Source organism: Thermodesulfobacteriota bacterium (assembly GCA_036482575.1).
Taxonomy (GTDB): Bacteria; Desulfobacterota; GWC2-55-46; order GWC2-55-46; family JAUVFY01; genus JAZGJJ01.
In genome coordinates, this window is record JAZGJJ010000053.1 from 1 (window position 1) to 7,418 (window position 7,418).

General features: G+C 59.5%; 8 protein-coding genes. All 8 read right to left on the minus strand.

All coding sequences use genetic code 11. The annotated features are described in order from the left end of the window. Positions 1-309: S-adenosylmethionine:tRNA ribosyltransferase-isomerase (locus tag V3W31_02465; protein ID MEE9613801.1), on the minus strand; the 309-nt coding region annotated here is incomplete at its 3' end. A 15-nt stretch (positions 310-324) separates the two neighbouring features. Beyond that, a complete protein-coding gene (locus V3W31_02470; GenBank protein ID MEE9613802.1) occupies positions 325-1,512 on the minus strand; it encodes a SpoIID/LytB domain-containing protein in 1,188 nt (395 codons plus the stop codon). Continuing rightward, on the minus strand, positions 1,509-1,700 hold the full coding sequence (locus tag V3W31_02475) for a DUF2065 domain-containing protein (protein MEE9613803.1): 192 nt from the start codon (positions 1,698-1,700) through the stop codon (positions 1,509-1,511). Before V3W31_02475 ends, V3W31_02470 begins: the two co-directional genes overlap by 4 nt. 4 nt (positions 1,701-1,704) lie before the next feature. Continuing rightward, on the minus strand, positions 1,705-2,967 hold the full coding sequence (locus tag V3W31_02480; GenBank protein MEE9613804.1) for an ABC transporter substrate-binding protein: 1,263 nt from the start codon (positions 2,965-2,967) through the stop codon (positions 1,705-1,707). Beyond that, positions 2,954-3,994, minus strand: a complete 1,041-nt coding sequence (locus V3W31_02485) for a DUF4340 domain-containing protein (protein MEE9613805.1) — start codon at positions 3,992-3,994, stop codon at positions 2,954-2,956. The genes V3W31_02480 and V3W31_02485 overlap by 14 nt, the downstream gene beginning before the upstream one ends. A gap of 38 nt (positions 3,995-4,032) precedes the next feature. After that, positions 4,033-5,595, minus strand: coding sequence for a Gldg family protein (locus V3W31_02490; protein ID MEE9613806.1), 1,563 nt, complete (start codon positions 5,593-5,595; stop codon positions 4,033-4,035). Between the two features lie 46 nt (positions 5,596-5,641). Further along, positions 5,642-6,421, minus strand: a complete 780-nt coding sequence (locus V3W31_02495; GenBank protein MEE9613807.1) for an ABC transporter permease — start codon at positions 6,419-6,421, stop codon at positions 5,642-5,644. Between the two features lie 94 nt (positions 6,422-6,515). Continuing rightward, positions 6,516-7,406: an ATP-binding cassette domain-containing protein gene (locus V3W31_02500; GenBank protein ID MEE9613808.1), complete on the minus strand. Its 891-nt coding sequence runs from the start codon at positions 7,404-7,406 to the stop codon at positions 6,516-6,518. Positions 7,407-7,418 lie beyond the last annotated feature (12 nt).

Genomic DNA, 7,418 nt, shown 5'->3' on the forward strand with positions numbered 1-7,418 from the left:
CTTGGACGACCTTGCCATGCACTGCCAGAGCTCCCCGTTCTCAACCGTTGAAAGTTTCTTTATGAGAAGCAGCTCCACGGCGCCGCCCGTGGGCTTCCTCCCGAGGAGCCTCGCCGGAATGACCTTCGTGTCGTTAAATATGAGGAGGTCTCCCGCCTTTAAATACTCTTTTATGTCGGGGAAGCGTCTGTGCTCGATCGAGCCGGTCTCGCGCGAGAGGACCATAAGCCTGGAGGCGTCCCTCTCGGGGAGCGGGTACTGGGCTATCAGTTCCTGGGGGAGGTGGTAGTGGAAGTCCCTGGGGTCCATAAAGCTGCGGCACCTCTACCAGCGCTTACGGAGCTTCGTGCCGGGGTAGTAGTGCTTGAGTATCTTCCTGTAGGAGTCGCCGTCCTCGGCCATGCCCTTCGCGCCCCACTGTGAGAGCCCCACGCCGTGGCCCGAGCCGCGCCCCTTGAAGACGAACGTCTCGCCGGACCTCTTGACCTTGAACATCGTGCTCCTCAAGATCGCATACCCTATGGTACTCCTGAGCTTCTCGCCCGTAAGGGTAAGCTCCCCGCCCCTGCCGTCCTTTATGAGGACCGTCTTCACCCTGCCTGTCGAGCTCTTCCTCAACACGTATATACGCTTGGGCTTGCCCAGGTCGTAGCCGGCTTTTTTGATAAATTTTTCGAGCGAGCCCCTGGTGAGCGCGGTCTCCCACTCGAAGTTGGGCGCGAGCTTGTCGTAACGGCTCTTGACCGGCCGTAGATACTTGTAGTCCGACCCCCATACCTCGCCTGCGGCCTCGGTCCTGCCCCCGGCGTTAGAGTGATACAGGGTAAGGGCGGGCTCCCCCTTATAGATGAGCACCTCTCCCTCCGTGCTCTTGACCGCCCTGTAGGCCGCCACGTCCTCGAGCTTCGCGCCCATATAGACCTGGTCGAGGTGGGTTGAAGTAAGGTCGAAGAGGGCCCCGGCCCTCTTCTCCTTCCGGTGGAGGGCGTAGGTGCGTGCCGCCACGGCCTGCGCCTTTATGGCCTCCGGCGCCCACTTCGAAGAGACTTCGCTGTTTATAAGGCCCACGAGGTAGCTCTCTAAAGGCAGCTCGTCAACGACCAGGAGCTTCCCCTCATCCTTCCCCTCGCCCATATGCACTTCGATAGTGCCGCGGTAGGGTCTCTTGTTGACGTATATGGCACCCGCCGCCCCGCCCCGCCCGCCGTCCGGGGGAAAACTCAGCGGCAGCTGCGCGCGCTTTCCGTTTACCGTAACCCCTCCGTCGGGAAGCCTCCTTATAAGGAGCTTAGCGCCCGCCGAACTCCCCTCTATATCGACGCCCGTCCCGCTCCTGAAGATAAGGACCCGTATCCTCTCCCCTTTAACCTCGCTCTCATCCACCCCCACCTTATCCTCCCACTCGCCCCCCCGCGCGGGAGGAGCGGGACGGGTACGGATATCCAGACAACCGGTGAGGAATAGACAGACGGCGGCCAGGCAGGCGACCTTATTTATATATCGGCATTTCACTTCAAGTACCTGACGACATAGAGCAGCACCAGCCCCACGCCCATGGAGGCAAAGCCCATGACCCTGAGCGTCCTCTCGGGTATTTCCTGGAGGAACTGAGCCCAGTTTTTCACTTTTCCCGGGAAGATAAAGTACGGTATTCCCTCAATTATAAGGACTACGCCTATGACGCTCCAGAAGAACGTCATCCTACTACTCCGCCCCGGGAACGGACCTGTGGTGCGGGGCGCTCACGAGGGAGAAGGCGGGGCCGTTCTTTTTCATAACGACCTTCAATATGTACGGGTCCCTCGTGATCTCCCCCTTATCGTCCATGTCCGCGATACCGGTTATCCCCTCGAACCCTTTCGTATCCATCATGGCGGCCATGACCTCGCCGGGCCTTGTGGAGCCGGCCCTCTTTACGGCGTCTGCCACGAGCATGAAGGAGTCGTACGCCTCGGCGACAAAGGTCGCGGGCGGCAGACCCTTCTTCTTTCTTTTATAGGAGTCGATAAAGCTCTTTACCGCCGGGGTTTCGTCGAGCGGGGAGAAGCCGGCGTAGACGAGAGAGCCCTCCACGCCGTTGCCGGCCCTGAGGAACTCTTCGGTATGCAGCTCCTCGCCGCCTATAAGCGGGAGCTTTACCCCCTGCTTACGCGCTTCGCTTAAGAAGAGTCCGGCGCTTCGGGAGCTTCCGACGAAGACGACCGCGTCGAGCGGAAGTTTTCCCTTCAACTCCTTCACGGCCGCGGGGATGTCGGGGTCCGCGAAGATGTGCCCCTCGGTCTTGATGGCCGCCCCGGCATTCTGTATGGCTATCCTGAAAAAGCTCGATACGTTAAGGGCCTCGTCCTCCATGACCGTTACGAGCGCGAACTCCTTATAGCCCTCTTCCTTGACGCAGTACTCGATAAGCCCCTCGGCCGCCCTCTCGCCCGGGAGGCTATATCTGAAGACGAAGGGACCGCTCCTGCCTATGTGGCGCCTGGTGCCGGCGGAGATGAAGACCGTTCTCCTGTCGTTCGCCGTGTAGACCGGAGTGAAGGTGGACCAGCCCGTAGGCGCGCCTATTATGGCCATAACGCCCTCGTCGATGAGGCCGGCCATGGCCTCTTGCGTACCGCCGTCCGAGCCCCTGTTATCGACGGTCCTGAGCTCCACTCTCCTGCCCCCGATGCCGCCCGAGGCATTAAGGCTATCGAGGGCCATACTCGCCCCCTCCAAGGTCATAAGGCCGTACTCGGCCTGCTCCCCCGTCCGGGGCCCTATCGCCCCCACAATAAGGAGCCTCTCGTCCTCCACGGCCTCTTCTTCGACCCGTGGCGCCACCTCCTCGGGCTTCACCTCTATCTCCGCCGCGAACTCCTCGAAGCTCTGAGGCCCTTCTTTCTTCTCCTCCTCCTTACCGCAGCCAATAAAAAGCGTGAGCCCCAAGACGAGCGCCGGGACTATATAAGCGTCAGCCCTCTTCATCTTCGCCCTCCTTTTCTTCGACCTTGAAGTCCGTTACGCCTCTGGGCACCGCGTCGAAGACCTCCTCCTCGATTACGAAGACGGCCTCCTCGCCGCCCCTCATGGAGAATATGCCGCGCCTTTTCTTGTCCCTCGCGCCAATGAGTATCGAGTGGCGCACCCCCTTCTCATCTATCAGAAATATCTTGACCCTGGGTTTTTCGAGGGCGTAGGGCTCAAGGCTCTCCGGGGCCTCGCTATCGAAGGCCTTTATATCGGAGTTCTTAAATTTTATAAGGAGCTCCATGACCCTCATAAAATTGGTCGTCCCCTCGGGAAGCCCCACCGTATCCCACCTGCCCTCGGCCGGGTGCTTGACCTCTATGGTTTCCCCCCCTGTCCACACCACCTTGAAGCTCTTGACCTTCGTGGTGTCGAAGGAGAAGATAGTCTTGTCCCTTATGTCGTAGACCTCCTTATCCGCATCCGCCCTTATATCCGAATGGATCCTGAATATGCGCGGGTCGCCGTCGATAAGGGCGTAGGCCACGTTATGGGTGGGGCCCTTCTCCCCGAACCGTACGGTGGCGTTGCCGCCGCCCGTTACGAACTCGACCCGGAGGTACGGGTCCTCGAGGCTCATCTCCTCGAGCTTTTCCGGGGTCTGCTCATCGAAGAGCACGCCGTCCCACTTGGCGCCCACCACGCTCTCGAGGAACGTTCCGATGCTCTCCCCGTCCCCGGGCGCATCGACGGGAGAGACGACTACCCAGTCCCCTCCCTCAAGCCTCTCGGCACGGATGGACTGCTCCTTCTTCTCCCCCTCTTCAACCGCACTCTCCTCCCCCTCCTCCCCCTCTTCCACCGCCTTCACCCCTTTGCGCGTTATGGTGAAGACGGTCACGTCCCCGGGCTCGAAGGGGAAAAGCCTTTTTTGCCGCTCCACCTCGGCCTTCTCGTCCTCCGTCTCCTTGTCGAAGATGTAGAAGGAGCCGCCGACGACGGCGAGCACTATGACCCAGAATATGGTTTTCTTGAAAAAATTCATAGAAACCGGGGGGCAGGGACTTTCTTACGTTTACGGGCTCAGGAGGTCTTCCCGAGTCTTCTCCTCATAAACACGGCGAAGCCGACGACGGCCACGAGCGTGGGAGGGATGACGACCCCGAACCAGAGGATGAGCCTGCCCTGAGTGGAAGTGAGTATAACCGGCGTCATGCCGGTGGTCTTCTTTCTTATGGCTATGAGGTCGGCCTCTTCGGCGAGCCAGGAGACGGTGTTGAGGAAGAGGTCCCTGTTGCCGGCGAGGTTTATGTGCGTGTTGCTAACGAAGTCGGAATCGCCGAAGACGACTATCTTGCCGTACTTCATCCTCTTCCCCTCGTTCTCGGCATCCCCTTCCTTTAAGGCCTCGACCGTTATAACGGCCGCGAGCGGCACGGGGCCGGGCCTGTCCGTGCCCTCCGTGTACTCGGCCTTGCCCTCCTCGAGCGACTCCCTGTCGGTCTCGCCCCAGCTGCTATCGCCGGAGCTCATGAGCGTGTATATGCCCGCCTCGGGCGTAACCTGGACCGAGACGCTCCTGGCGAGCGGGAAAAAGGTCATGAGGTCGAACTCCTCGGTTATGGGGTGGTCCTTTTCGTAGGTGGTAACCACGGGCACGAGGTAGTTCGCGCCGAACACCTGGGAGAGCGTGTCTATGATTATATCGTCCCCTATGTGGAAGCCGTAGCCGGCGAGGAAGCCGGCCACGCCTGGGACGGTCCGGGGGTCAAGCATGAAGAGCGCGCTTCCTCCCCCTTGCACGTAGGCGGTAATGGCGGTAAGCTCGTCCGGGAGCAGCTCCTTCTTGGGACCGCTTACAACGAGCACGGCCGCGTCCTCCGGCACCCCGCCGGCCTCGATAATGAGGAGCTCCTCGACCTCGAACCGCTCCTTTCCGAGGGACTCGCTTATGGCCTTGTAGCCCTCCTTCCTGTCGTTCAGGATACTGTTCTCGCCGTGCCCCTTCAAGAAGTATATCTTCTTCGTCTCGTCCTTTGTCACCTTGAGGATCGCGTTGGTAATCCTCTCCTCGCTCTCCACGCCTATCGCCTCGCGATTGGCGCCGCTCATCATAAGCGTCGTCCTGTAGGAGGTGACGCCGTACTTATCCGCGGTGCCGGGCTTCTTGTCCGGGTCCACGAACCAGTAGCTGAACCGCGAAGAGCGCGAGGCGTATATCTCGAGCAGGTCCTCCATCTCCTGGCGGGTCCTCTCGTCCGAGCGGTAGAAAGCCACGGCCTCGACGTCCCTTTCGAGCCCCTTGAGTATCTTGAGCGTCTGGTCGGAAAGGGTGTACCTGCCGCTTTTGGTGAGGTCCCACTGGGCCTTGTACTTGACCGACATCAGGGCGGTCATCGTGAGTATGGAGGCGAAGATGCCGACCATGACGACCATGTTGAAGCCGTACCTGGCCGACCTGCCTGAGATGACATCCTTTATCTCCGGGAAGTAGACGTAGAAGAAGAAGAGCGCCAGCAGGAGGCCGGACCAGATGAGCACGGCCACGGGGGTCGTCATCTCGCCGATGACCGCGTAGCTTACCCCGCCCACGGCCATAAGGAGCAGCCCCAGGAGACCTATAAACGGCAGTATGCGTCCCTTCACTTATGCCTCCTCATAGAACGCCTTTCCCGGCAACCGATATCCATCTTCAACCCCTCCACCTCTTGGACTCGAGTATCCTGAGCGTCAGGAAGAGAAAGAGGAAGATGAAGAGCCCGTAATATATTATGTCCTCGGTGTCCACGACCCCCTTGGCGAAGGCCTCGAGGTGGTGCGTCATCGTGACGTACTCTATGAACTTCCCGAGCCATGGCCCTGCGAACGGGGCCGAGAGGTTCAACATCCAGAAGAGGAACAGCACGCCGAACGATACGGTGGCGGCTATAATCTGGTTTTCGGTAAGGGACGAGGCGAAAAGCCCGAGCGATATGAAGGCGGCCCCGAGCAGCACCATGCCCATGTAGCCGCTTACTATGGGCCCTATCTCGGGCTCGCCGAAGGCTATGATGAGTACCGGAAAGATCAGTGACAACCCGAGCATGGTAAGGAGCACACCCATGCAGGCCAGGAACTTCCCGGCGACCACTTCCGCATCCGAGATGGGGTAGCTCAAGAGGAGCTCTATGGTGCCGCTTTTTTTCTCCTCGGCAAAGAGGCGCATCGTAAGGAGCGGCATCATTATCAGCATTATCATGCTTATAATCCCAAAGAGCGGTCTTACGACGCTCTCGGTGACGTTCAAGAGGTTCTGCTGCCTGGCTATGGACGGGTCCATCTGGGCCTGGAAGCTGATGGTGGAAAAGTAGGCGAAGATACCGTAGAAGAGATAGCCCGATATGAGAAGGAACATGGCTATGACCACGTAAGCCACCGGCGATGAGAAGTAGCTCTTGGTCTCTTTTTTGAATATAAGGTAGATGTTCCTCATTGTATATAATGCCGTGATGCGTGTGCGTGATGCGTTATCCGCAAAGAATTTCCTTATACGGACACGGAAGACGGACCACGGTCAACGGACTTTTTTACTCTTTTGTGACCAACTTTACGAATATATCCTCAAGACTCATCTCAACGGGCTTCATCTCAATGAGCCCCCAGCCTCCGTTTACCACCCGGGCGGCTATCTCGCGCCTTACGTCCTTGTCCTTCTCGAGCAAAACAGCGTACTCCCTCACCGGGTCGCCTTCCTGCCCCTCGGCGGCCTCGACCGACTCGACCCCGTTTATTCCCTTGACGGCCTTCCCGACTTCGGCGGCAGGGCCGTCCACCTTTAAGACCATCCTGGCGGCGCTGTCGATGCCCCGGGTGAGGTTCCCGGGCGTGTCTTCGGCTATGACCCTGCCCTCGTTTATTATGACCACCCTCTGGCAGACCATGCTCACCTCCGGCAGTATATGGGTGGAGAGGATAACGGTCCTCCTGCCGCCCAGATCCTTTATGAGCTGCCTTATCCCTATAATCTGCTTGGGGTCGAGCCCTATGGTAGGCTCGTCGAGTATGAGCACCTCGGGGTCGTTCACGAGCGCCTGAGCGAGCCCCACCCTCTGGCGGTAACCCTTGCTCATCTCGCCGATAATCTTCTTTCTCATATGGGTTATGGCGCACTCGTCCATCACCCGATCGACCCTCTTCTTCACCTCTCCGGCGGGGACGCCCTTCACCGCGGCCGTAAAGGTGAGGTACTCCTCGGCGACCATGTCCCTGTAGAGCGGGACGCTCTCCGGGAGATAGCCGAGCCTCTTCCTGACCTCTCTGGACTGCTCGAAGACGTCAAAGCCGGCCACCCTGGCGCTGCCGCCCGTGGGAGGGAAGAAGCAGGTAAGTATCCTCATGGTCGTGGTCTTCCCGGCGCCGTTGGGACCGAGAAAACCGAGGACCTCGCCCTTCTCCACCCTGAAGCTGACGCCCTTCAAGGCATGGAAGTT

Bases quoted from the DNA above. Each gene is read 5' to 3' on its own strand.
- V3W31_02475 (MEE9613803.1), bottom strand. From the start codon at position 1,700: ATGACGTTCTTCTGGAGCGTCATAGGCGTAGTCCTTATAATTGAGGGA.
- V3W31_02480 (MEE9613804.1), bottom strand. From the start codon at position 2,967: ATGAAGAGGGCTGACGCTTATATAGTCCCGGCGCTCGTCTTGGGGCTC.
- V3W31_02485 (MEE9613805.1), bottom strand. From the start codon at position 3,994: ATGAATTTTTTCAAGAAAACCATATTCTGGGTCATAGTGCTCGCCGTC.
- V3W31_02495 (MEE9613807.1), bottom strand. From the start codon at position 6,421: ATGAGGAACATCTACCTTATATTCAAAAAAGAGACCAAGAGCTACTTC.